2 protein-coding genes are annotated in these 1686 nt (G+C 48.3%); both read left to right on the forward strand.

From position 1 onward, the window contains the following. On the forward strand, positions 1-1282 hold a 1282-nt coding region (locus R8N47_RS23355; protein WP_318185876.1), incomplete at its 5' end, for a TRAP transporter permease. Positions 1283-1326: 44 nt separating this feature from the next. Continuing rightward, positions 1327-1686, forward strand: a 360-nt coding sequence (locus R8N47_RS23360) for a universal stress protein (RefSeq protein WP_318185877.1), incomplete at its 3' end; no start/stop codon positions are given.

Raw genomic sequence — 1686 nt, forward strand, 5'->3', positions numbered from 1 at the left:
GGGGCCTACAGTGAAGTCTGGCTTACACTACCTGCTACCTATCGTGGTACTGGTTTGGTGTTTAACAGTAGAGCGCTTCTCACCTGGCTTATCAGCGTTTTGGGCGACCGTCTTTATGGTCTTCATTTTGCTAACACAACGCCCTCTGATGGCGTTACTTGCGAAAGAAGGCGACCTAGTACAGCAAACCAAAGAGGGTTTTGTCGATCTCGCTGAAAGCTTGGTGGCTGGTGCTCGCAACATGATCGGTATCGGTGTCGCAACAGCGGCGGCAGGTACGGTTGTTGGCGTTGTGACACTAACTGGTATCGGCTTGGTGATGACGGACTTTGTTGAGTTTATCTCTGGCGGTAGTGTCATCCTAATGCTGCTGTTTACTGCGGTTATCAGTCTGATTCTCGGTATGGGCCTGCCTACCACAGCAAACTACATTGTAGTATCAACGCTAATGGCGCCAGTTATCGTAACGCTCGGCGCAGCGCACGGTCTTATCATTCCACTGATTGCGGTGCACTTGTTCGTGTTCTATTTCGGTATTCTCGCCGATGATACACCACCGGTCGGTCTGGCTGCCTTTGCCGCTGCAGCAATCGCGAAGTCCGATCCAATTCGTACCGGTATCCAAGGCTTTACCTACGATATTAGAACCGCCATTCTGCCATTCATGTTTGTTTTCAATACCCAATTATTGTTGATGGGTATCGATTCTTGGTGGCATTTAGCACTCACGGTAATCTCTTCCATCATTGCGATGCTGATCTTCTCTGCCGCTACGCAGGGATGGTGGCTGACTCGTAACAAGTGGTGGGAAACAGTCCTATTATTAGTATTAACTTTCTCATTCTTCCGACCTGGTTTTTGGTGGGACATGTTATACCCAGCGAAAGTTCTTTCTCCTGGGGTTGAGATAGCTCAAATCACGGAAAACCTAAATGTAGGAGAATCCATTGAGTTACGTGTTGCCGGACAAAACCTCGAAGGCGAATACGTCGAGAAAACGGTACGTCTGCCATTCGAAGACAGAGCAACGACGGCTGAAGAGCGTATCTCTTCAATGGGTCTGATGCTGACTGAGAACGACGGCAAAATGGTCGTCGACATGGTTGAATTTGGTAGCCCTGCGGAGTCATCTGGTATCGACTTTGATTGGGAAATCAAATGGGTCGTTCAAGACGCGGATCGTCCAATGAAAGAATGGGTATTTGTACCTTGCTTGATTCTTCTGCTGGTACTTGCCATGAACCAAAAACGTCGTGCTCGCAAGGAACAACTGAGCGCATAACCGATTTGGCCCCGCGGATCTGGGGCCTTAGTGAGAGACATTGAATGTATAAACAAATTCTTGTTCCGGTTGATCTAAATGACCAAGGCTTCTCAGACCGAGCGGTTGAACTGGCGGTGTGGCAAGCAAAACAAGCAAACGCAGAAATCCACCTGCTCACTGTTTTGCCAGGTATTCACATGTCGATGGTCGCCACTTACTTCCCAAAAGACGCAGCGGCGAAAATGAAGCAAGATGTGAAGCAGCAGCTAAAAGCATTTGCCAGCGAGCACATTGATGATGAAGTGATTTACAAAGTGCACGTTGCCGAAGGCAAAGCTTACGCAACAATTCTTGATTACGCCGAACGTTTGGGCGCAGACCTTATTATTATGCCAAGTCACAAGCGTTCGAAAATCAACAAA

Source organism: Vibrio sp. 2132-1 (assembly GCF_033344315.1).